Annotated in this window: 18 protein-coding genes; 16 read left to right on the top strand and 2 right to left on the bottom strand. The window is 42.9% G+C overall.

The features are described from left to right. The first annotated feature begins 205 nt into the window (after positions 1–205). From Q0J48_RS02235 to Q0J48_RS02215, 5 genes are all read left to right on the top strand, one after another. Positions 206–877 (top strand): ankyrin repeat domain-containing protein, encoded by a 672-nt coding sequence (locus Q0J48_RS02235; protein WP_183376445.1) that lies wholly within the window; start codon positions 206–208, stop codon positions 875–877. Between the two features lie 12 nt (positions 878–889). Continuing rightward, a complete protein-coding gene (fusA, locus tag Q0J48_RS02230; protein ID WP_296241215.1) occupies positions 890–2,965 on the top strand; it encodes an elongation factor G in 2,076 nt (691 codons plus the stop codon). Between the two features lie 70 nt (positions 2,966–3,035). Next, positions 3,036–4,781 (top strand): ABC transporter ATP-binding protein, encoded by a 1,746-nt coding sequence (locus tag Q0J48_RS02225; protein ID WP_296241212.1) that lies wholly within the window; start codon positions 3,036–3,038, stop codon positions 4,779–4,781. 14 nt (positions 4,782–4,795) lie between these two features. Further along, positions 4,796–5,746 (top strand): GNAT family N-acetyltransferase, encoded by a 951-nt coding sequence (locus Q0J48_RS02220; protein ID WP_296241209.1) that lies wholly within the window; start codon positions 4,796–4,798, stop codon positions 5,744–5,746. A gap of 3 nt (positions 5,747–5,749) precedes the next feature. Further along, on the top strand, positions 5,750–6,874 hold the full coding sequence (locus tag Q0J48_RS02215; RefSeq protein WP_296241207.1) for an Mbeg1-like protein: 1,125 nt from the start codon (positions 5,750–5,752) through the stop codon (positions 6,872–6,874). 165 nt (positions 6,875–7,039) lie between these two features. On the opposite strand, the gene Q0J48_RS02210 is transcribed toward Q0J48_RS02215, so the two are convergent. Next, positions 7,040–7,663, bottom strand: coding sequence for a hypothetical protein (locus Q0J48_RS02210; protein ID WP_296241203.1), 624 nt, complete (start codon positions 7,661–7,663; stop codon positions 7,040–7,042). 233 nt (positions 7,664–7,896) lie between these two features. On the opposite strand from Q0J48_RS02210, the gene Q0J48_RS02205 reads away from it, so the two are divergent. From Q0J48_RS02205 to Q0J48_RS02165, 9 genes are all read left to right on the top strand, one after another. After that, positions 7,897–8,511 (top strand): ECF transporter S component, encoded by a 615-nt coding sequence (locus Q0J48_RS02205; protein WP_296241201.1) that lies wholly within the window; start codon positions 7,897–7,899, stop codon positions 8,509–8,511. A 79-nt stretch (positions 8,512–8,590) separates the two neighbouring features. After that, positions 8,591–10,744: an ATP-dependent helicase gene (locus Q0J48_RS02200; RefSeq protein WP_296241198.1), complete on the top strand. Its 2,154-nt coding sequence runs from the start codon at positions 8,591–8,593 to the stop codon at positions 10,742–10,744. Between the two features lie 31 nt (positions 10,745–10,775). After that, positions 10,776–12,773, top strand: coding sequence for an NAD-dependent DNA ligase LigA (gene ligA / locus Q0J48_RS02195; protein ID WP_296241194.1), 1,998 nt, complete (start codon positions 10,776–10,778; stop codon positions 12,771–12,773). Next, positions 12,757–13,827, top strand: coding sequence for a CamS family sex pheromone protein (locus tag Q0J48_RS02190; protein ID WP_296241191.1), 1,071 nt, complete (start codon positions 12,757–12,759; stop codon positions 13,825–13,827). The genes ligA and Q0J48_RS02190 overlap by 17 nt, the downstream gene beginning before the upstream one ends. A gap of 11 nt (positions 13,828–13,838) precedes the next feature. Further along, positions 13,839–14,135, top strand: coding sequence for a hypothetical protein (locus Q0J48_RS02185; protein ID WP_296241190.1), 297 nt, complete (start codon positions 13,839–13,841; stop codon positions 14,133–14,135). Further along, positions 14,126–15,487: an amidase family protein gene (locus tag Q0J48_RS02180; protein ID WP_296241189.1), complete on the top strand. Its 1,362-nt coding sequence runs from the start codon at positions 14,126–14,128 to the stop codon at positions 15,485–15,487. Before Q0J48_RS02185 ends, Q0J48_RS02180 begins: the two co-directional genes overlap by 10 nt. Before the next feature lie 2 nt (positions 15,488–15,489). Beyond that, positions 15,490–16,911: an Asp-tRNA(Asn)/Glu-tRNA(Gln) amidotransferase subunit GatB gene (gene gatB, locus Q0J48_RS02175; protein WP_296241188.1), complete on the top strand. Its 1,422-nt coding sequence runs from the start codon at positions 15,490–15,492 to the stop codon at positions 16,909–16,911. Then, the gene (locus Q0J48_RS02170; RefSeq protein ID WP_296241186.1) at positions 16,898–17,953 is read left to right on the top strand and encodes a hypothetical protein; all 1,056 of its coding nucleotides are present in this window, start codon (positions 16,898–16,900) and stop codon (positions 17,951–17,953) included. Before gatB ends, Q0J48_RS02170 begins: the two co-directional genes overlap by 14 nt. A 54-nt stretch (positions 17,954–18,007) precedes the next feature. Then, positions 18,008–18,598, top strand: a complete 591-nt coding sequence (locus Q0J48_RS02165; protein ID WP_296241185.1) for a hypothetical protein — start codon at positions 18,008–18,010, stop codon at positions 18,596–18,598. A gap of 46 nt (positions 18,599–18,644) precedes the next feature. Here the strand turns inward: Q0J48_RS02165 and Q0J48_RS02160 are convergent, their stop codons facing one another. Beyond that, positions 18,645–19,880 carry an MFS transporter gene (locus Q0J48_RS02160; RefSeq protein WP_296241184.1) on the bottom strand — a complete coding sequence of 412 codons (1,236 nt, stop codon included), beginning with the start codon at positions 19,878–19,880 and terminating at the stop codon, positions 18,645–18,647. Positions 19,881–20,026: 146 nt separating this feature from the next. Here Q0J48_RS02160 and Q0J48_RS02155 point away from each other — a divergent pair, with 146 nt between their 5' ends. Both Q0J48_RS02155 and Q0J48_RS07450 read left to right on the top strand, forming a co-directional pair. Then, complete coding sequence (locus Q0J48_RS02155) at positions 20,027–22,942, top strand: acyl-CoA dehydratase activase (protein ID WP_366937048.1); 2,916 nt, start codon at positions 20,027–20,029, stop codon at positions 22,940–22,942. Beyond that, positions 22,943–24,187: a 2-hydroxyglutaryl-CoA dehydratase gene (locus tag Q0J48_RS07450; RefSeq protein WP_366937047.1), complete on the top strand. Its 1,245-nt coding sequence runs from the start codon at positions 22,943–22,945 to the stop codon at positions 24,185–24,187. Positions 24,188–24,278 lie beyond the last annotated feature (91 nt).

Here is a 24,278-nt window from a genome sequence, read left to right as displayed (position 1 = left end):
TGTCTAAATTGGCTCTTGATTTGTCTTTTGATCATGCTTTGTTATAATGCAGACAAGAAGAGGAAGTGGTGACGATGACAACAGTTCAAGATGTAAAAAATGTCAATCAAGTCATGGACTTCTTTTATAGAGGATAAAGCTGGGATGTTAGGTTCATTCCAGTTTTTCTGTTTTTTGATCAATACAATAAAGAGGAGGAATTAAAATGGATCAAAATTTCAACAAGGTATTCTGGGACGCATGTGCGAACGGGGATTTCCCCATGGTATGCGGCCAGATCAAAGCCGGAGCTGATGTGAACTATCAAAATGGAGATGGAAGAACTGCCTTGATGCGTGCCGCGAAACGCGACCGTAAAGATGTTGTCCAAGTGCTCATCGATAATGGGGCCGATGTAAATCTAGTCGATAATAAAGGAAAAACGGCCTTGATGGGTGCTGCCAAAAAAGGGAACAAAACCATTTGTAAAGCTTTATTAGATGCGGGTGCCGATGTCAATGCGAAAGATGACCGCGGGCGTACGGCCTTGATGCGTGCAGCTTTATTGGGACAAGATCGTTGTGTGCAAGTTCTCTTAGATGCCGGTGCTGACATCAATGCACAGGATGAAGTTGGACGTACCGCTTTAATGGAAGCTTGTATCGCATTCAAACGAGATACGATCTCGATTTTGTTGGAAAGAAACGCCAACGTGAATTTATTTGATAATAACGGATGTACGGCTCTGATGCGTGCTGCTTATGGCGGCTATCCAAGCCTTGTTGAAAAATTATTGTCTTATGGAGCCGACAAAGATATGCAAGATAAACAAGGAAATGTTGCGTTAGATTATGTTCGCGAACATTGCCGTGCTCAACTGGAGCCGATCTTGAAGTAGGAGGATGAAGACATGAGAGATTATTTAAGTTCTGAAGTCCGTAATGTCAGTGTGATCGGGCACAGTGGAGCCGGAAAAACCAGTGTTTTAGAAGCAATGCTCTATTATACGAAAGCGACCGATCGTTTTGGGAAAACTTCCGATGGCAGCAGCATGATCGACTTTGATGCCGAAGAAATCAAACGCGGGATCTCCGTTTATACATCAATCGTTCCGATTGAATGGGAAGATTGCAAGATCAACTTTATCGATACGCCTGGATATCTAGATTTCGTAGGAGAAAAACAAGCCGGTTTTGCGGTAGGCGACAGCTGTCTGATCGTTGTCAATGCTAAAGATGTGTTAGAATCCGGAACAAAACTAGCGTTTAAACAAGCCGTAGAAGCAAAGAAACCGACGATCTTCTTCATCAATAAATTGGACGAAGAGAATACGAACTTTGCGGATGCTTATGGTCAGCTTCACGAAGAGTTCGGAAAATCGATCATTCCGTTTGAAGTACCGATCGTTGAAAACGGCGAAGTTGTAGGTTCTGTCAATATCATCAAAAACAAAGCCTGGTACTATAAAGGTCCGAAAGCCAATTCAGAAATGGCACAACCGGTTCCGGATGATATGATCGATGAAGTCAGCATGTATAAAGATCAGATTGCCGAAGCTGTGGCCATGGGGGATGATGAATTGATGGAAAAATTCTTCTCTGGTGAAGAATTTACCGATGCCGAACTGACAAAGGGCGTCCGTATCGGTGTCCGCAATGGGGAAATCTGTCCGGTATTCTCGGGAAGTGCCATTCAATCCATTGGAATCCAACGTTTGATGGATCTGATCATCTCTTACTTCCCGACATATTCAGAAAAAGGAATGTATACGGCTACAACACCAAATGGTGTGAAGGTTGAACTTTTGACTTCCGAAACAGAAACATTAACGGCTCAAGTCTTTAAAACCATCGTAGACCCGTTTGTGGGACGCATCTCCTATTTAAAAGTGTTAAGCGGTGTTTTGAGCTCAGATTCGGTTTTGGTCAATGCTAATAATGGGAAACCAGAAAAGATCAGTTCGATCTATACGATCAAAGGAAAGCACCAGACGGCGGCCGGAAAATTATTTACCGGTGATATCGGAGCTTTGGTCAAGCTGCAGAACACAAAGACCAATGATACTTTGTGTGAAAAAGGTAAATTGTTGATTGCTGATCCAATTCAATTTGATGAACCCATGTTTGGACAAGCCATCTTCCCGAAATCGAAAAATGATGAAGATAAGCTTTCTAATGGTTTGGCTCGTCTTGTGGAAGAAGATCCGACATTTAAAGTTGTCAATAATGCCGAAACGAAAGAAACTGTCATTTACGGTGTCGGTGACCAGCATCTGGATGTGATGCTCAATAAGCTGAAGAACAAATACAAAGCAGAAGTCATTCTTCAAGATCCAAAGGTAACCTATCGCGAAACGATCACAAAGAAAGCGATGGGCGAAGGGCGTCATAAGAAACAGTCCGGCGGTCATGGACAGTTTGGACATGTCTTTGTGGAATTTGAACCGAATCCGGGTGTGGAAGAAATGGAATTTGATGAGCGCGTCTTTGGCGGGGCTGTTCCTAAACAATACTTCCCGGCTGTGGAAAATGGATTGCGCGAATGCTGCAACGAAGGAACGTTGGCAGGCTATAAGATGGTCAATATCAAAACTACGTTGACCGATGGAAAATACCATGATGTCGACTCGAGTGAAATGGCCTTTAAATTAGCAGCGCGCCTGGCTTTCAAAGATGCGATGACCAAGTGCCATCCAATCTTGTTAGAACCGATCATGAATATCGTTGTTACGGTTCCTGATGAATATACGGGGGCTGTGATCGGGGATCTGAACAAGCGCCGAGGAGCTATCATGGGCATGACACCAGAAGATGGAGATCAGATCATTGAAGCCCAAGTGCCAATGGCAGAAATGGCTCGCTATTCTATTGAACTTCGTTCGATGACCCAAGGGCTTGGACGTTATACGATGGAAATGGATCGTTATGATCCGGTACCGGAACCACAGGCCAGCCGCATTGTGCAGGCCCATCAAAAAGAAGATTGATCTAAAGAGAAGTCGTCTCGTACGGCTTCTTTTTTTTCGTGGTTTTGGTATAATAAGGCGCGGTGAGACTATGAAAACTTTTCAACATTTTTTGACCTATTACAAACCCTATTTGGGTGTTTTCTTTCTAGATCTGTTTTGTGCCTTTATGATTTCCATCATTGATCTGGCCTTTCCTTTGATCTTGACCTATTGCACCGATGTTTTGTTTCTACAACAATCGGCCCAACTCTTAGATGGACTTTTGATCCTTACCCTGTTCTTGTTGGGCATGTATTTGATTCGTGCTCTATGCCGATACTATGTCACGGCCCAGGGACATATCATGGGAAGTCATATGGAACGCGATATGCGTAAAGACCTTTTTGATCAATACCAGCGTTTATCTTTTTCCTATTATGATCGTCATAATACAGGGATCATGATGTCACGCGTTGTCAGTGACTTGTTTGAGATCTGTGAATTTGCACATCATGGACCAGAGAACCTCTTTATTTCACTGATCAAGATTGCCGGTTCCTTTGTGATCTTAGCTTTCATTTTCTGGCCTTTGGCTTTGATCTTGTTTTTGGTCACGATGGTGATGTTGATCTTCAGTTATTTTCAAAATAAGAAAATGCAGGAAACCTTTATGGACAATCGTCGTAAAATTGGCGATGTCAATGCATCTTTACAAGATTCTTTGGCAGGGATCCGCATTGTGCAATCTTTTACCAATGAAGATATTGAAAAGGCAAAATTTGATCACTCCAATGATGAATTTCTGGCTTCGAAAAAACGCAACTATCGTGTGATGGGAACGTATTACTCTTTTAATAACTTTTTTCAAGGACTGCTTTATTTAACGGTGATTGCAGCCGGCGGACTATTTGTGGCTCAGGGGGAACTCAGTCCTTTGACATTGGCTACCTTTGCTCTTTATATCAATATTTTTGTGGCACCGATCGATATTTTGGTCGAGTTTACGGAAATGTTTCAAAAAGGTTTTTCCGGATTTAAACGCTTTGAAGAAGTCATGAAAGAGATCCCGGAGATCCAGGACGCCCAGGATGCCAAAGAATTGACCGATGTGCGGGGCGATATTCGTTTCGAAGATGTGTCCTTTACCTATAATAAAGAAGAATCGGTTTTAGAACATGTGGATCTGACCATACCGGCGGGGCGAAAACTAGCTTTGGTAGGCCCGAGCGGCAGTGGAAAAACGACGCTATGTTCTTTGATTCCGCGCTTTTATGATGTGGATCAAGGAAGCGTTTTGGTGGATGGACAAGATGTTCGGAATCTGAAACTGCGCTCTTTACGACAAGCGATTGGTTTAGTTTCACAGGAAGTCTATTTGTTTTCTGGAACGATTGCCCAAAATATCCGTTACGGAAAACCGGATGCGACCGAAGATGAGATCGTGGAAGCTGCCAAGAAAGCCAATATTCATGATTTTATCCAATCCCTGCCCGATGGTTATGACACCTATGTCGGGGAAAGAGGGGCTCGTTTATCAGGTGGTCAAAAACAGCGTATATCCATTGCCCGTGTTTTCTTGAAAGATCCTAAGATCTTGATCTTGGATGAGGCGACCAGTGCTCTGGATAATGAGAGTGAACGAATCATTCAACGCTCGTTGGATCGCTTGAGCGAAGGAAGAACGTGTATAACGATTGCGCATCGTTTATCAACGATTCAAAATGCGGATGAGATCGTGGTGATCGATCAGGATGGAATGAAAGAAAGAGGTACGCACGAAGACCTCTTGAAAAAGAACGGAACCTATGCTCGTTATTACCATCTTCAATTTTCACAAGAAGAAAATGAAAAATAAGGAGGGAAACCGACGTGATTCGACCTTTTGAAACCACAGATATAGAAGCAATCTACAAAATCTATGCTTACTATGTCAAAAATACGCCCTATAATTTTGATCATCAGCCCAAATCTTTTGGAGCTTTTGCGCAGGAAATCAATGCCATAGCGAATTCCCATCCTTTTTATGTGGCTACCAAGGATCAGGAATTGCTTGGCTATGCCTATGCGCATCCGGCTTTTCAAAAAGAAGCTTATCGGCATTGTGTCGAGATCACGATCTATTTTAAAGAAGGCAAGCATTATGGATTGGCTTCTCAACTGTTAGAGACACTGGAAGAAGCATGTCGAAAACAATCGGTTCGCTGGCTGATCTCCTGTATTACCGATTCGAATGAGCGAAGCATTGCGTTTCATAAAAAACATCAGTATATCCAAATGGGAAGGTTACCCGAATGTGGCTGGAAAGAAGAACAATGGCACGGCGTGATCTGGATGTGCAAAGATCTGTTCTCTTCGTCCTCGGTATTTATCGCAGATTCTGCCCTTGTGATAGGGGATGTGAAAATTGCCGAGGAATCCAGCATCTGGTTTGGAAGCGTGGTTCGCGGGGATCAGGAAAAAATTACAATTGGCAAACAAACCAATATCCAAGATCACTGTACCCTTCATTGTTCAGCCGGTCATCCTCTTGTGATCAAAGATCGCGTGACGGTTGGACATGGAGCTATTGTGCATGGCTGTACAATCGAAGACGAAGTGCTGGTCGGCATGGGTGCTATTATACTGGATGGAGCCCATATTGGAAGCCATTCGATCATTGGGGCCGGGGCCTTGATCCCAGAAGGGGCACAAATTCCGGAAGGTTCTGTTGTGTTAGGATGTCCGGGCAAGATTCATCATCAAACAACGGCCGAGCAATTAAAAAGAATCAAAGCCAATGCGATGGAGTATGTAGAACTCGCAAAACAATATAGGGGGTAAACGATGGAGAATTTATTGAATTATGTACATTTGCGCAAAGATCTCTCTTTTAACGAGCGGGTATTAAATTCGGTCGATTTATTAATCTTCAGTGAATTGGCTTATGTTGACTTTTCATTGGAAGTGGAAAATGGCCCTGTCTTATTGCCGGAAGCATGCAAACACTTTCTTGCGTCACATTCTCCTGAATATATCAAAGGGTATTTTTGTTTTTCGAACAACATTCCCATCTTGGTCGGGGAACTTTGTGATTGTCCTCGTTATGCCAATGTATGGATCCGAAAAGTGGAGCAACGCAATGACGATGAAAAACAGATCCAATTTGGCGCGACTCTGTTTCAAATTGGAGAAGACGATATGATCATCGGGTATCGGGGAACCGATGCAAGCATGACTGGCTGGAAAGAAAATATGCAGATGACATATCGGGATGGGCTGCCTTGTCAGAAGATGGCGGTTTCTTTCTTAGATATGACCATTGAAAAGATCCCGACACAGTCTTATCTCTTCGGCTTTGTCCAAAAGAAAAAAATACCGAACCTGTATTTGACGGGGCATTCAAAAGGGGGCCATTTGGCGATGGTTGCATTTTTAAAAACAAAGTATGCTTCCCAAGTCACAAAGTGTCAGGTTTTTGATGCCCCGGGATTTCGCCCCTCTTTTTTGACATCCGTGGAAACCAAAGACTTGTTCTCTCGCATTGAAAACATCAAACCTCAAGATTCGATCATCGGCTGTTTGATGGAACATCACGAAAAGGAAATTGTGATCAAAGCGCAAGAAGAAGGACTTCTGCAGCACGATGCATTTTATTGGTCGATCCAGGTGGACGGTTTTGAAAGAGCGGAGGGCTTGTCAGCTAAAAGTCACGATACGATTGCTTTGGTGGATCGGCTGTTGTTGTCGAAATCGGATGAACAGAAAAAAGAATCCATCGATTTGATTTTTTCCATTTTAGATCATTTAGATATTACCTCTGTCTCAGGATTGAATGAACTCCATTTCCGGCAGATCTTCCAAGGTGTCATTGAATTAAAGAATATGACGCAGGAAGAACGAAAGTTTATGTTTGATATTATTCGATTCTTGGTGGCTCAAACGGCTTCCTGGATGAGAACACAAAAATAAGGATGTTTCTTGGCTTGAAACATCCTTTTGTTTTGGATCAAAGCATCATGGCAATCAGGATCACAACACCTAAAATCACGCAGCCTATAAAAAAGATGCGTAATTCTTTTGCCGCTTGGACCATTTTATCTTCCGTTTCTTTCTTTTTCATAATAATACCCTCCATTATTGATCAAAGCGAAAGGTCAACACGAAGTATTGTGTGTTTTCAACGGGTTCTATCATTTCTGGTGTATAAAAATCTTCGGTACTGATGGAAACGTTGGAACCCTCATCTAAAGTCATCAAACTGGCGATAACAGGAAATTCTTTTCCGTTTTCAATGGCGGTCTTTGAAATGGTATCTGATAATTTTAAGAGTTCATCATTTTCAGATCCTGAAGGGATCACCTTGAATTCTTTGATATCGATATGACCGCTGCCCTTGTTTTCTTCATCGTTCATTTGCACAGAGACCATGGCTGTATCTAAATAGGCAGACAAGGCAAATTCCAGTGTCGGGCTGCGAAGATCAAAAACAACCTCTTCTAAATTTTTCCATACATGATTTTCAAGCTGATAGAGTGTACAAGTCAGGGTTTGGAATCCGTCTTCTAGATTTGCTTCATAAGCATTCAGTTCATAGGATTCGTTGGTTTGGAGATAGAAAGATTCTGTATCGGTGAGCTCGGATCGAATCAGGGTATTTTGATCTTCCGTTTTTGATTCCTCTTTCTTTGCGGCCGTGGCACATCCCGCGATCAGAAACAGGCTGAAAAACGAGAGGATGAGTTTGGATAAGATTTTCATGCGCGCCTCCTTTCTGATGTGGTTTTTCTAATCAAATTATATTATACGATCGGGTAGGGCCAGAACGGTCCAAGAGGGAAGATACGGAAAAAGACTTGATTCATCCGAGTAAGTTTTTTATAATTTGGAATGTCCATACAATACAGATCTAAAGACTGTAATTGTAAGAATGGATAGAGTGTTTAGATTTTACATCGTATCAGAATGAACGAGAGTAAGGAGGAAAATTGAATATGTCTAAAACGTCCCGGCAGATCAAGAATCTGACGATGCTTGCCTTGTTTTTGGCTATTGAGGTCGTGCTTTTGGTCACACCTTTAGGGTATCTTCGAATTGGTGTTTTGAGTGCTACTTTACTGCATGTTCCTGTTATTGTGTGTGCTTGTACGATGGGGACAAAGTATGGAGCTTTTATGGGTCTTGTCTTTGGGATCACTTCGGTGATCAATGCGACCATGGCTCCGACGGTCACCAGTTTTGCCTTTAGTCCTTTTGTAACTGTGGGAGGCTTCAATGGCGGTTATCAATCTTTGATCGTCGCAATCGTTCCCCGGGTTCTTCTGGGTGTGATCGCCGGATCGTTATATCAGTTCTTTCGCAAGAAAGACCTTTCCATTGGAATCAGCGCCGGGTGTTCGGCTTTGGTGAGTACGATCGTTCATGTCGTAGGCGTTCTGGGTTTGATCTTATTGTTCTATGCAGCTCCTTATGCACAGGCAATCGGTGTGGCACAATCGGCCTTGATGGCTGCGATGGGTACGGTGATCCTGACGAATTCGATTCCCGAGATTCTTGTGGCGGTCATTGTCAATATCGCATTGACCAAGGCGCTTTCTTCCAAAAATTAATGACTTGATCAGTATCTTTCTTTGTGAAGGATACTTTTTCATTTTATGAGACCATGATAAAATAAGCGAGGTGAAAAATATGACGATTCTTTCTACGTTAAATGACAAGCAGCGTGAAGCTGCCAGTATCATAGATTCTCATGTGCGTATCATTGCCGGTGCCGGAAGCGGAAAAACACGGGTATTGATGGCGCGTATCGTTTATTTGATTCAGGAATGCGGAATCTATCCCAATCGAATCATGGCCATTACCTTTACGAATAAGGCAACCAATGAAATGAAGGAAAGATTGATGGCCTCTTTGGGCAAAGAAGCTTTGGCTGTCCGTATCAGTACAATCCACTCTCTTTGTGTACGGATCTTACGCGAAGATGCCCGTTCGATTGGATATCCGACTTCTTTTACGATCTTAGATACCGACGATCAAAAACAAATCTTGCGACCCATTTATAAAGAGCTGGATCTAGATGTCAAGGAATTCAATATGGCGCATGTTTTAGGAATGATTTCCGGATATAAAAGCGAAAAGCTTTCACCGGAGCAGGCTGTGAATTATGCCATGACCGACCAGCAAGAAACGATCGTAAAGATTTATTCTCGATATGAAAAGAAACGCTTAGAAATCAAAGCAATGGATTTTGATGATCTTTTGATCGAGGCACTGCGTCTTTTAGAAAGTGATGCCAAAGTCAAAGAAAAATGGCAGAATCGTTTGGATTATATTCATGTCGATGAGTTTCAGGATGTTGACCCGATTCAATACGCAATTGTTCGTTATCTGGTGGGCCCGCACGCCTTTTTGTGTGTCGTGGGAGATCCGGACCAGACGATCTATACTTGGCGAGGAGCCAGTGTGGATATTATTTTACATTTTGATTGTGATTTTCAGCCTTGTAAAAGTGTGATCCTGGATCAAAACTATCGCTCAACCAAACCGATCCTGGATGCCAGTAACGCGTTGATCCAAAACAATAAAGACCGCATCAAAAAAGATCTTTATACGAAGATTTCCGGCAATGATAAGATCGTTCTTCACGTCGCCACCGAAGACAGCGAAGAACCTGTGTATATTGCGCGCAAGATCCATGAGCGCCATCAGCAAGGCGTCGCGTATAAAGATATGGCGATCTTATATCGTTCGAATTATTCCTCAAGGGCTTTTGAGCGCGTGTTTAAATCCGTTCGGATCCCCTATAAGATCTATGGCGGGATCCGGTTTTATGAACGCCAGGAGATCAAAGATGCCTTGGCTTATTTAAAACTTTGTACCTTGCCGGAACCAGAGGATCCAAAACAGCTGTCTTTTGATTTAGCGATTCTTCGCATCATCAATCAGCCGCGGCGCGGCATTGGACAAAAGACCATCGAAAAATTGCGCGATCAGGCGCAGGAACAAAGCGTCAATTTATTGACGGTTCTAAAGGATCCGCTAGATCTATCAAGCGGGCTCAAAAAAAAGTGCCAGGATTTTTATAGCCTGATCATGGATCTTCAACAACATCGGGATGCTCTAGCACTCGAAGATTTTTTAGAATATATCATCGAGAGAAGCGGTTATCGTCAAATGCTGGAAGAGAATCACGAAGAAGAACGCTTGGACAACTTAAAGGAATTAAAGAGTGATATTGCCCAAAGTATGAAGGAAGATCCTTCGATGACTTTGGAAAGCTATTTACAGGAAGTTTCTTTGTTTACGTCCAAAGCCGGGGATGACGCACTGGATTGTGTTTCTTTAATGACCGTACACGCCAGCAAAGGGCTTGAATTTGACACGGTTTTTATCGTGAACTTCAATGAAGGGATCTTTCCCAGCTCGCGTTCTTTGAATGAGGGCGGTAATAAAGCGCTGGAAGAAGAACGTAGGCTTTGTTATGTGGCGATGACCCGCGCCAAATCGCACCTGACAATTTCTTGGAACACAGGTTTTAGTTATATGTTGGATACGTTTAAGACAAAGAGCCGGTTCTTGATGGAGATTCCCACCGAAGAGTGCTATATGGAAGGCCAGGAACAACAACAGAAAAAAGAAGAAAAGCAGATTCAATCCATTGGAATTCCTGCGCGTAAGAAAAAAGTAGGATTTAAAGTGAAAGATCGTGTCGAACATCAAGTGTTCGGACCCGGTATCGTTTTGAAGATCGAACGTGATGTAGCGACGATTGCTTTTAAACATCCTTACGGGATCAAGCAGCTGAATGCGACCCATCCTTCCTTGAAAAAGAGTAAATCTTAAAACATGATATAATAAACAAAAGGTGATAGACATGAATGAAGAAAAACGGATAGAAGAATTACGAAAACTCTTGGAGCGTTATGCCATCGAGTATTATGTCCAGGATGCGCCTTCTGTTTCGGATCAGGAATATGATCGTCTGATGCAGGAATTGATGGCTTTGGAAAAGAAACATCCGGAGATGGAAGATCCCAATTCGCCCAGTCAGCGAATCATCGGAGCGGTCCTGGATGGTTTTGAAAAAGTATCCCATGCGACGCAGATGTTATCTTTGGGCAATGTCTTCAACCGCGAAGAGATCCAAGAATTTGTTCAACGGATCCAAGAAAGTGTATCTGATCCTGAATTTGTCGTCGAATGTAAATACGATGGTTTGGCGATGGCTCTTTTATATGACAATGGACGTTTTGTGCGGGCTGTGACCCGAGGAGATGGTTTTGTCGGCGAAGATGTTTCCAACAACATTCGTACCATCGGTTCCATTCCTATGTATATCGACCAGCAGCAGCCGGTGGAAGTGCGTGGAGAAGTCTATATGCCGAAAAAGAGCTTTGAGGATCTCAATCAAAAACAGGCAGAACAAGGCAAACCGCTGTTTGCGAACCCGCGCAATGCCGCTGCGGGATCTATCCGGCAACTTGATTCCTCGATCTGTGCCCAGCGCAAACTCGATGCTTATTGGTATTATTTTCAAAATGCTTCTGATTTTGGCATTCAAACCCAAGAAGAAGCGTTGGAAGCGATGGAAATGCTGCATTTTCGCGTGAATCCTATGCGTAAAGTCTGCAAGACAACCGAACAGATCTGGGATTTTATCCAAGAGATCCAGACGAAACGGGAAGAATTGCCGTATGAAATTGATGGCATGGTCATCAAACTGAATTCTTTGGTCGATCAACAGATCTTAGGCTCTACCGCTAAAGCGCCGCGGTATGCGACCGCTTATAAGTTTCCGGCAGAAGAAGTGCAGACAAAATTGAAAGACATTACGATCACAGTAGGACGGACCGGAAAGATCACTCCCAATGCGGTCTTAGAACCGGTTCGTGTGGCGGGCACTACAGTCAGTGCTGCTTCTTTACATAATGAAGATATGATTGCTCTCAAAGATCTGCGTATTGGGGATATCGTGATCGTTCGCAAGGCTGGAGAGATCATTCCCGAAGTTGTTTCCAGTGTGCCTTCGCGGCGTGACGGCTCACAGCAACCGTATCATTTCCCGCAGACTTGTCCGGTGTGCGGGTCTCGCCTCATTCGTTTAGAAGGGGAGGCCAGCCATTATTGCATCAATCAGGATTGTCCGGCTCGAGTCGTCGAAAGCATGATCCATTTTGCCTCTCGCGATGCGATGGACATTGATTCTCTGGGAGATAAAAAAATTGAACAGCTCCATGATTTTGGCTTTTTAAACTCCATTGAAGATATTTATTTTTTGAAGGAACATCGCCAGGAACTCCTTGAAAAACGAGGCTACCAACAAAAATCGGTCGACCATATGTTAGAAACGATTGAAGCCAGTAAAAAACAACCGCTGGGTGTTTTGTTGTTTGGCCTAGGAATCCGCCAAGTCGGCAAAAAAGCGGCGATGATCCTCGCCAAACATTTTGGGAATATGGATGCTTTGATCCAGGCATCTCAGGAAGAACTGGTCGCAATCAACGATATTGGTGAGATTACGGCCCAAAGCATTCTGGCTTTCTTTAAAGAGGAAAAGAATCTGCATTTGATCCAAGTTTTAAAGGAACAGGGATTGAATATGATCCAAGAGAAAGAAACGATCCAGGAATCACGATTTACGAATAAAACGGTTGTGTTGACAGGCACCTTAGAATCGTATACCCGATCAGAAGCGAAAAAGATCTTAGAAGGGTTGGGCGCCAATGTCGCCGGATCGGTCTCCAAAAAGACGGATTGGGTGATTTATGGAACGGCGGCCGGATCCAAGCTGGAGAAAGCTCGAAACTTAGGAGTTGCTTTAATGAGCGAAGATGAATTTGTTCAGGAGGTGGAACATGCGCAAAACCATTAGTTTGTTGATTCTCGCAATGTTATGTATATGCACTGCGTGTAGTTCTACGGCCAATACCAATCAGTCAAATGCTTTACATTCCGGGGAGTATTCTGCGATCCTGCCTTATGAATCCAGTGACTCCCGCATCAAGCACGCTTCTTTGATCAGTGACACGGGGGCCCGTGTCCGAATGGAAGAAGGATTGATGGAGCTTTCGAAAAAGTATTTTTCTCCCAATGAAGTCGCTTATAAAACACAAGTCTTTTTGACATATGATGAATTGGATGCGACAGATGGATCCCGGGGATTACTGGGAACCAATCGCGACGATAATCCAAACGGATTGAACCCGAGCCGCGATGAAGGTTTTGACACGGGAAACGGCACTGTGACCGGTGCGGTGGTTCTTGTCGATCTTTATGAGCTCGATTGGTATTCGGATGATGAGCTGCAAGGAATCTCTATTGGGATGGCCGTCAATGATGAAATCACGGACGAAGATGGAAATTCTGTGGAGATCACGCAAGAAAGAATGAATAATTATTTAGAAGTGACGGCCGGTCATCTTGTCAGCTATATGCGCGAACGCTTTAATGAAATCACATCGAATGTACCTATCTACATCGCATGCTTTACCTTAGACAGCTCTGAAGATTCTTTGGGATCTTATCTCTATCAAGGTTATTTTGAAGGTTCACAGGGCGAATATTCAAAATTAGACTTTACGTGGCTGAATGTTCCCAGCACGACCTTTACCGAAGATCAGGAAAGTGTGGCGGAACAGTTTACAGAATATCAGGAAGCCATGAGCACGATCCTTGTGGATTACTCTTATGTCGTCGGACAAGCTCGAGTGCAAGATGACAAGGTGAATGAACTGAAGGTCACCATTACTTGTCATGGCAAAAGTGCGAGTGAATTATTGGCCATCGTTCAGGCAGCCAGAGACGAGCTTTCGGTTTTTTCCAGCACGGAGTGTGAATATATTGTGGAAGTTTTAAGTGATGAAGGAACCTACGCATTGATTTCGCGTCCGGTTTCTTCTACAGAATCTACGGTTTTGGTCCGTTAAGGAGGATACCTATGGATCGATCATTGATCTTATCTTTAGCTGAAGATCTTCAATTTTCACTCACGGAAGGAGAGATCCAAAATATTTTAACGGATTTTTCCTGGGTGGAATCGATTCGAGATCAATTCGCCCAAATGGATACGGATGATGTAGAGCCGATGATCTCCTGTAGTGAGTATTCTGAACACGCTTTACGATTGGATCAGCCGCAATCTTGTTTAGAAAAAGAACAAGTTTTAGAAAACGCAAATAAGATAAAAGAAGATCAAATCTTGGTCAATCAGGTGGTGAGATCTTCATGCGATTGAATGACTCAATCGATTCTCAACAGCTGGCCAGAAAATGGAAAGCTGTAGATGAAAAGATTCAGGCGGTGGCTTTCTGGTGCGATGAAACCGAAAAGAATGATTCTTCCTTTTATGTTGCCGTTAAAGATAATATCTCGGTCTCGGGATTGCCGATGCAGGCGGGATCGCATATTTTAAAAGGGTATCGGCCCGTTTATGATGCCAGTGTTATTGGTCGATTGCGAAAACAGGGAGGACATGTTTTTTGTAAATCGAAGATGGATGAATTGGGGATGGGAGATACCGGCCTCAATACCGGAACCACGCCCATCTTCAATCCTTACGATCTTTCACGCATTGTCGGCGGCAGCAGCGGAGGCAGTGCAGCCCTGGTCGCCAGCGGCTGTTGTCCGTTAGCGCTGGGGACCGATACGGGAGACAGTATCCGGCAACCAGCCAGTTATACCGGAACGGTGGGTGTTAAACCGACTTATGGCAGGATCTCCCGCTATGGCATCTTGCCTTATGCCAATTCCATGGATACGGTCGGTTATTTTACGACTTGTATCGAAGATGCTGCCTATGCTTTGGAAATCTTTGAAGGCAAAGATTCAAACGATATGACGACTTTGATCAAGCCGGGCGGTTCCTATCATCGATCATTAGATCCTAGTTTAGCGGGAAAAAAGATCGGGATCTTTCATAGCGTAATGAAAACCATCAATGATCCTGTTCTTCAAAAAATTTTTGATGATCTGATCCATTATTTGGAACGCAAGGGAGCTCAGCTGGTCGATGTGGACATCGATTCAAAATGGTTGAACCTGGTCGATCCGGTCTATAAAACCATTGCGAATGCTGAAGCGTGCTCAAATCACGCTTGTCTGGATGGACTGCGTTATGGATCGCAACCTATCGCAGACACGGTTGAACAAGCTGTTAAACAAGCACGAACGACGGGCTTTTCTTCCTTGGTCAAGAAAAGGTTTATCTACGGTGCGTATTCACTTTATGAAGAAAATCAAAAGGATCTTTTTCTAAAAGCGCAGAAGATTCGCCGTCAGATCGTGCAAGAATATCTGATGATGTTAGAAGATCTTGATGTCTTGCTTGCGTTAAGCACACCAGATATCGCGCCTCAGATCGTTGATCTGGATGGATCCAGGATGCAAATCGAATCCCTATCGAATTCGCATTTAAAATTGGACAATCTGGCAGGGACGCCGAGCCTTTCCTTACCGTTAGGGTGGAAACAGGGTTGTCCTTTCGGACTTTGTATTCGTTCGAATCGGTTTCAGGAACAAAAGATGTTTGATATCGCAAAGGCCATTGAAAATTATACTGGTTTAGCCGGTTTAACTGTGGAGGTTTAGACATGGATCTGTTTCTACATATCGGTTTGGAGATCCATTGTGAATTGAAGACGAAGACCAAGATGTTTTCCTCTGGTCCTATCGATTATCATGCCAGTCCCAATACTCGGGTTCAGCCCTTTGATGTGGCTTTTCCCGGGACTCTTCCTACGATCAATCAAAGAGCAGTGGAATTGGCGTTAAGGGCTTGTGATGTTCTGGGGTGTACGATCGACCCAGATCTTCGCTTTGATCGAAAACATTACTTTTATCCGGATCTTCCTAAAGGGTATCAGATCACCCAAGCATTTCATCCGCTGGGAAGAAATGGGAGTTTAATGATCGAGGATCAAAAGATCTTGATCGAACGAGTACATTTGGAAGAAGATACTGCCAAACTGGTCCATAAAAAGGGCTGTACTTCGATCGATCTGAATCGCTGTGGGATCCCTTTGATCGAGATCGTGACCCAGCCGGTGATCACATCTGTTGATGCGGCTTGTTCTTTCATGGAAGAAATTTTACGCTTGGTTACTTATTTAGAGATCAGCGAAGGGAAAATGGAAAAAGGCCAAGTTCGCTGTGATGTGAATTTGTCCTTGAGCAAAGATCCCTTGACGTTAGGAACGAAAGTCGAAATCAAGAATTTGAATTCAATATCCCATATGCGAGAGGCGCTTCATTATGAGGTGGCTCGTCAAAAAGAACAAATCATGCATCATCAAACGATTGAACCTCAAACTCGACGCTATGATGAAAAAGAAAAGAAGACGTTTTTTTTGCGAACCAAGCAGCGGAAAGTGGATTATCGGTATATGCCGGATCCCAATTTGCCATGGATTCGATTGTCAAAAGAATGGATCCAAGAGGTGCTCTTGCACAGGCCGTCTACGTATCAAGAGCTTTATCAGCGAATGACTTTAAAACACGGCTTGTCCGAGCATCAAGCTTATGATCTTCTTAAACAAAAAGAGCTTGTCGACCTGTATTTTCAGATCACAGAATACACCAAGCAATTTTCTATGGTGGCAAATTGGCTGTGTGTTGATGTTCGTTCGTGGTCAAAGAGTCATGAGGGGCCGATTTTGATCAAACCGGAAGAGATTGCTTTTATGGTCAACGAGATTGATCAAACGATTCCCTATGCCAAAGCACGGGAAATTTTAAAACGGGGATTGCAGGGGAAACCGATTCAAGCGGAATGGGAAAACTATCAAAAGATGCAGTTTTCTTCTCAGGATCTGGATCGTTTGATTCATCAGGTCCTTGCGCAAAACCCGAAAAGTGTGCATGATTATTTAAAGGGAAAGGATCGGGCATTGGCCTATCTTGTGGGGCAGTGCATGAAACTTTCGAAAGGAAATATCGATCCGCAAAAGGCAAAAGAACTTTTGAAGGAAAATATCGATCATTTAGAAAGGAGTGCCATGGATGAAGAAGAATAAAAAAAGAAATACGGGAAGTTGGATCTTGATGATCTTGATCGTATTGATCGTTCTGGCGTTTTTAGGATTCTTTTTTTACCGATTCTATATGGATCCTGTTTATCGTATGAATTCTTTCGAAGGAGCGGAAGGATGGCTTCACTCCATGTATGGAGAACTGACCGTCACGGTTCTTGTCTTCCTGGTTTTGATGTTGATTGGATTTCGGATCTTACTGCATCATAAAGGTGAAAAGAAATCGATTCGGTTTTTGGGAACACTTGTCTTTTTGATTCCTTCTTTGGTGCTAGGCTTTTTCTTGTTGAAGGAACCCTTGTCGGATATTCCATATTTGTCGAATCCAAAAACCGTTTTATTGCGTCAAGTTAAGATTGAGGATCAAAGTCTGGAGGGAATTGATCAAGATGGGATCCCTAAACTGTATTCTTTGAATAAAAATCACTATGAATCCTTAAAGGATCAAAAAAAGAAAACTTTTGCGGTTGTTCAAGTTTTACCGAATACGCAAGTGGTTTGTTCTGTCGAGCTTGAAAAAACCTTCAATGAAAAACAGATTCAGTCTATGTTGATCAATAGTCTGAAAAAGGATGATACAAAGTGGCAGCTTCAAGTTGATGAACAGGTGCTCACTTTGGGAACTTCATTGTCAGACGCCGTTGCTTCAGATTGGCAAATCAAATTGACAGAACGAGAAGAACGAGAATATGAAAGTTTAGATCCTAAAGATACGGCTTCGATCCAGCTGGTGAATCAAAAGGGAACTTCGATCGAAGTGCAGATCCAAAACAAGCAGGATCAGGCAATTTCTTTAGAAGAAGGAACGATCACTTCAATCTACGGCAGCGATCTTGATTCGGGGATGCAGATCCAATTACCGGAAAAAATCGTCGTAGGATGGTCTAATGAAGAGGCCGTGATCAATGCATATGGCGAGCCATCTGCATCCGATGATGAGACAATAACGTATCAAAGCGATGCGGGGACCATGAAGTTAACGTTTACGAAACAAGGTGTTTTAGAGTCGGTTCGGTTAAGTGCTTAGGAAAATATACAAATTCGAAGTTTATGGTATAATGAAGGGCAGGAGGCAGTAATTATGGCCAAAAGTATGAAAACTAAGACTTCATCGTCTATAAAAAAGAATAAAAAACCTAAGCAGGGACATAAGATCGTATGGTTCACGCTAGTCATCATTTTGATTCCGGTAGCGATCATCGGATATGTTCTGTTGACAAGTTTAGGCGGACAAAATGAACCGGTCGTAGGGAACCGTTTCGATTCTAAAGATTTGAATCCGGCGATTTCGAATGACCAGATCGATCAAGTCCAAAATGCCGTATCATCGATCGGCGGTGTCGAAAGTGTCGAAGTCAACTTGAAGAGTGCGACTTTACGCATCTCGATCGATATTGCGGATTCATCTTCTGCGGAATCTTGTAATGCGATCGCTCAGGAAGCGTATAATCAAGTGATTGCGATCTTACCGGCGGAAACCTATTTTACGAATACCGAGGAAGCCAAGATGTATGATTTAGAAATTGACGCTTATAATTTCTTATTGGATGATGCACATCCGGATGGACAAGTTTATTTCAAAGTCTATAAATCGGGAGCCGGCAGCACGGTTACTCAAAATATGACAGAAGCAAAGGATCCAGAACTTGTAGGACAAATTGTACGTCAGTAAAAAAGAACTCTTACCAATGTAGATTGATCACTGGTAAGAGTTTTTTTTAGTCTTTGATTTTTGTGACTTGGTGGAAGATGTAATATCCAATCAAGAACATGATGGAAATAGCGGCTACGCCTAAGTTTTGTTTTCCGGTCAGCTGAGTGATAAAACCAATCAGGAAGGTTCCCAGAAAACTAGCTCCTTTTCCGCAGATATCGAAGAGGCCAAAGTATTCACCGCTTGTATTATTCGGGATGATCTTGGCAAAGTAGCTTCTAGACAATGCTTGGATGCCGCCTTGGAAACAGCCTACGGCAACTGCCAATAACCAGAATTCCCATTGTTTATCCAATTGGATCGCAAAGACCGCAATCGCAAAATAGGCTAAGATACAGATCTTGATCAGTTTTCCGGTATCCTGGCTTTTCGATATCACCGCAAAGAATAAACTGGCAGGAAAAGCCACGATCTGTGTAACCAAAAGTGCCAACAGGAGTCCGGTTTGATCTAAGCCAAGCGAAGTTCCATATGCCGTTGCCATATCGATGATCGTATAGACACCATCGATAAAGAAGAAGAATGCCAATAGAAACAAGAAGACTTTCTTTTGTTGTTTGGCATCTTTTAAAGTATTCCAAAGACGAGAGAATGTATCGCGCACAGGATGAGATCGAGGTTCGATATAATATTTTTGTTTGTAATGCAGGGCCAAAGGAATCGTAAATGCGATCCACCATACGGCATTCAAAACAAACGCAAACATCATCGCTGTTCCCATAGTGATCCCGATCTGTTCATATAACAGAACCAAAACCAGGGAGATCAAAAAGGGAACGCAGCTGCCGATATATCCCCAGGCATAGCCTTTGGATGAGACATTATCCATTCTTTCATCTGTCGTAATATCGACCAGCATCGAGTCGTAAAAAATCAGGGACAAAGAATAACAAATACGGGCTACGATAAAGAGAACTAAAAAGCTGAACCAAGTAGCCGGGATCCAAAAACAGGCCAGCGCCAAAGCACCGCATATTGCGGACAACAAGAAGATCTTTTTCTTTCGCTCCTGATAATCTGCCAAAGTACCTAATACAGGCCCTAAACAAGCAACGACCAAAGTGGAGATCGAGGTTGCGTAGGACCAATAGGACAAGTAGCTGCTTTCCGGAACACCTTGTGCACTGGACAAAGAATTAAAATAAATGGGCAAGATCGTTGAGACCATTAAAATAAAGGCAGAATTTCCAATATCGTAAACGATCCAGCGAATTTCTTGCTTCGTTAACTTGATTTTCATGAAGACACCCTTTCTTACCATCAGTATTTTATCATGGATTGGTCTGCACAAAGTTATAAATTTGTAAAAACTTAAGTACCTTTATTTTTTATGCATTTTTGATGATTTTTTTATGAAAATGAGTATAATAATCACAGGTGATAGAAATGACGATTCGAATTGGTTTTGATATTGGATCCACAACAATCAAGGCAGTTGTTTTAGATGAACAAAACAACATTCTTTATAAGTCGTATGAACGACATATGTCACAAGCGCGCCAAAAGGCGTTAGATAAGATCGTTGAACTCAAAGAATATTGTAAGGAACCTTTTTCGTTTGCGATCTCCGGATCCGGAGCGTTAGGGCTTTGCGAAGCAGGCGATCTGCCTTTTGTGCAGGAAGTTTTCGCATCGGCCTCAGCGATCAAACGTTTTTATCCAAAAACCGATTGTGCCATTGAATTGGGAGGAGAAGATGCCAAGATCTTGTTTTTCCAAGGCAGTTTGGAACAACGAATGAATTCTTCCTGCGCGGGAGGAACAGGTGCCTTTATCGATCAGATGGCTTCTTTATTGAATATGAGCCTGGAAGAAATGAACGAAGCCAGCTTCCGCTATCAGAAGATCTATCCGATTGCCAGCCGCTGCGGAGTTTTCGCAAAATCAGATATTCAACCTTTGATCAATCAAGGTGTCGATAAAGCGGATCTTTGTGCCAGCATTTTTCAGTGTGTTGTCAATCAAACCATTACTTCATTGGCACAGGGGCGTAAAATTGAAGGAAATATCTTATTTTTAGGAGGGCCTCTTTATTTCTTAAGCGGTTTAAGAAAACGCTTTGAAGAAACTTTAAATCTAGAGCCTGCACAGAGCACTTGTCCCGATACGGCGATTCATTTTGTGGCGCTAGGAACGGCTTTATGTTCCGAAAAAGAATTTACCTACGATGAACTTGTCCATAAATTACAAGCTTTGGTCGATATGCCAATGGAAGTGGAATCCAGCCAGCCTTTATTTGAAAATGAAGAAGAGTATCAGACCTTTATTCATCGTCATCAGCAGCACGATGTAGAATATGGAACTTTGGAAGGTTATACAGGAAAGACTTATTTAGGGATCGATTCAGGTTCCACAACGACAAAACTGGTCTTGATCAGTGAAAATCATCAGATCTTGTATCAGAGTTATACTTCCAATAAGGGAAATCCTCTGGATGTTGTGTTAGAAGATTTAAAAAAGATCTACGAGATCAATCCGAATGTTCGCATCTACGGCGCTTATTCTACTGGTTACGGGGAAGAATTGATGCGTGTCGCCTTTCATTTGGATGGCGGTGTTGTTGAAACGATGGCGCATTATGTGGCAGCACGCTTCTTTAATCCTCAGGTTGATTATATCTTGGATATCGGAGGGCAAGATATCAAGTGCTTCAAGATTCGCGACGGTCATATTGATGATATCGTTTTGAATGAAGCTTGTTCTTCCGGCTGCGGCTCCTTTATTGAAACGTTTGCGCATTCTTTGGGTTATGATGCCAAGGAATTTGCACAGTTGGGACTGCGGTCAAAAAATCCGGTGGATCTGGGAACTCGCTGTACCGTGTTTATGAATTCCGGGGTTAAACAAGCCCAAAAGAACGGGGCGACCATTGAAGATATCAGTGCGGGTCTATGTAAATCGGTCGTCAAAAATGCCTTATATAAAGTCATTCGTGCCCGAAATAAAGATGATATCGGAAAACATATCGTCGTACAGGGCGGTACATTTCAAAATGATGCGATCTTAAGAAGCTTTGAACAGGAGCTGGGTTACGAAGTGATTCGCCCGAGTATTGCCCATTTAATGGGAGCATTTGGAGCGGCCTTGTACGCCGAGAAGCTTCATCGTACCAAAAGTGCCGTGTTAGGTCCGGATGCTTTGGCAAACTTTTCTCATACTTCGCGTTCGGTCGCTTGTAACGGCTGTACAAACCATTGTTCATTAACCATCAATACATTTGCGGACGGGACTCGTTTGGTTGCCGGAAACAAATGCGATAAAATGATAAAATCCATCGAAAAGAAAATCGAATTGCCCGATCTCTACAAAGAGAAGATGGATATGCTGGAAAAACAAAAAGATAAATACCATCATGAACAGAAGATCTTGATGCCTTTTGTCTTAAACAATTACGATATGTTGCCATTCTGGACGAAATTCTTTGACTGCCTGCAGATCGAAGTGCATTGGTCAAGTCCGACTACGCAAGAGATGTATCATGACGGACAACAGACAATTCCTTCCGATACGGCATGCTTCCCGGCCAAGGTGGTTCATGGCCATATCATGCAGTTGTTAAAAGAGAAGGAAGATGTGATCTTTTATCCTTGTATGACCTATAATGTTGATGAACATCAAAGCGACAATCATTTTAACTGTCCTTTGGTTGCTTATTATCCCGAAAACATTGCGGCCAATATGGAGTTTCAAGATAAGAAATTCTACTATCCCTATATTACTGTGGATGATCCAAAGAGTTTTTCCAAAACGATGCAGAAAACACTGGAAGAGATGGGATTTCACTATAAACGCTCACAGATCAAATACGCTCTACAACAAGGTCTTCTGGAAAGACAGATCTTCCATGAACAGTTAGTTCAAAAACATTTGGATGCCGTAAATTTTGCGCGCGCGCATGGGATCCCTATGGTCGTTCTTTGCGGACGTCCGTATCACTTGGATCCGCTGATCAATCATCAGATCCATAAATTGTTGACCCAGCTGGGCTTCGTGGTCTTAAGCGAGGAAAGTGTTCCGCGCCAGCAGAAACAAAAAGTATTCGTATTGAATCAGTGGACCTATCATGCCCGGCTTTACCAAGCTGCAAAATATGTCAGTGAAAATCCCGATATGGAGTTGGTTCAGCTTGTCAGCTTTGGCTGCGGGATCGATGCGATCACAAGCGATGAAGTCAAAGACATCTTAAAAGATGCGAACAAATTCTATACGCAGATCAAGATCGATGAGATCGATAATCTGGGGGCGGCAAGAATTCGTTTGCGTTCTTTGAAAGAAGCGATCCAGGAAGGAAAGGAGAACTAAATGGCAACTAAATATACCAAGTTTGATAACGAAAAACGAGATCAATACACCATTTTAGTTCCCAGCATGCTTCCGATTCATTTTCGTTTATTGAAGCCGATTTTTAAACAGAGCGGATACAATATTGAAGTGTTGACCAACGACAGCGATCAGGTCAAAGAGGAAGGCTTGGCCCATGTCCATAATGACACGTGTTATCCTGCCCTGCTGGTCATCGGTCAATTTATTGATGCGTTAAAAAGTGGAAAATATGATTTAGATCATGTTGCCTTGGTGATCACGCAGACGGCGGGAGGATGCCGAGCCAGCAATTATCTCTCTTTGTTGAGGAAAGCTTTACAGATGGAAGGCTGGGAACATATTCCCTGCTTATCAGTCAATTTTTCCGGACTTGAAAAAGACAGCGGTCTCAAGATCACAATGCCGATGTTGTTGCGTGTTTTATATTGCGTTCTTTATGGCGATGCTCTGATGTGGCTGAAAAACCAGGTGATGCCTTATGAATTGAAACCAGGACAAACCGAGCAGGTCATTGATGAGATCGTATCTGTTTTAGAACAAGAATTCGCTGGCGGGGGTTACCGTCATTCGAAGAAGATCTACAAAATGATGATCGAAAAGATGAAAGCGATCCCTCGATCTCAAGAGCCTAAGATCCGTGTGGGAATCGTGGGGGAGATCTACATGAAGTATTCTCCTTTAGGAAATCATGATTTGGAAAATTATCTGATGCGCGAAGGATTTGAACCTGTTGTGACGGGTGTCATGGATTTTGGGCTGTATTGTATCGAGAACGGGATCATCGATTATGAATACTACCATCGTCATGCCAAGACACATTCGCTGTTTTCTTTAGCGAAGTCGCTGATCATGAGAATGCAGAAGACGTTTGAACAGGCGGTCAAAAAGGATGGAACGTTTGTTCCGCCGGAAGATTTTAATCAAGTGATCCGGGACGGGAAAGGATTTATCGATCAAGGCGTGAAAATGGGAGAAGGTTGGCTTTTGACCAGTGAAGTTGTCTCCCTGGTCAAAAACGGAGTCAACAATATTATTTCGGCGCAGCCTTTTGGCTGCCTGCCCAACCATATCGTTGCCAAAGGAATGGTACGGCGAATCAAGGAAGTGTATCCAAAAGCCAATATCGTTGCGATCGATTATGATCCAAGTGCTAGCCGAGTCAATCAGGAAAACCGTATTCGCTTGATGATGGCTAACGCTAAGCTCAACGCAGACTCTGAATAGATAAAAAAATGCACTCACAGATCGGTGAATGCATTTTATTTTATAGCGATTTGTTCATGAATGTTCTGCATTTTTTCATCCAATTCAGCAC

Source organism: uncultured Faecalicoccus sp. (assembly GCF_944325745.1).
Taxonomy (GTDB): Bacteria; Bacillota_I; Bacilli_A; order Erysipelotrichales; family Erysipelotrichaceae; genus Faecalicoccus.
Note: the sequence above shows the minus strand (reverse complement) of the source record. Positions and strands in the feature narration are given on the sequence as shown.